Raw genomic sequence first — 354 nt, 5'->3', positions numbered from 1 at the left:
GATCTGGACCGGCCCGCTGTTCGTCGTCTCCATGGGTATTATCTACCGCACCATCTTCGGCGTTCGCCCTCTGGGCAACTGAGGTGCAGACCGGGCCGTCGCGGCGGCCCGGTTGCCTGATGACGCCACGCTGGCTAGCATCTGACTTTCCCCGACACGGCCCCCCGATGCCACCGAACGCAGCCGCCCGCCTCGTCGCGCCCGCCTCCCGGCCAGGCGCCGAGGTCCTCGACACCCACTACCACGTGGAAACGCCGGAAGGCATCGACCTGCTCCTGCGTCCCGCCGGCGTCGTCCCCCGGGCCCTGGCCTATACCATCGACCTCTGCATCCGCGGCCTGATCATGCTGGTGC

The 354-nt window shown here is 69.2% G+C and carries 1 protein-coding gene; it reads left to right on the top strand.

Annotation, left to right across the window (positions count from 1 at the left end):
- Positions 1–167: 167 nt before the first annotated feature.
- On the top strand, positions 168–354 hold a 187-nt coding region (locus ACLJNW_RS23700; RefSeq protein WP_410961158.1), incomplete at its 3' end, for a hypothetical protein.

It is taken from the genome of Salmonella sp. SAL4457, assembly GCF_046548235.1.
In the GTDB taxonomy this organism is placed as follows: domain Bacteria; phylum Pseudomonadota; class Gammaproteobacteria; order Enterobacterales; family Enterobacteriaceae; genus Salmonella; species Salmonella enterica.
Note: the sequence above shows the minus strand (reverse complement) of the source record. Positions and strands in the feature narration are given on the sequence as shown.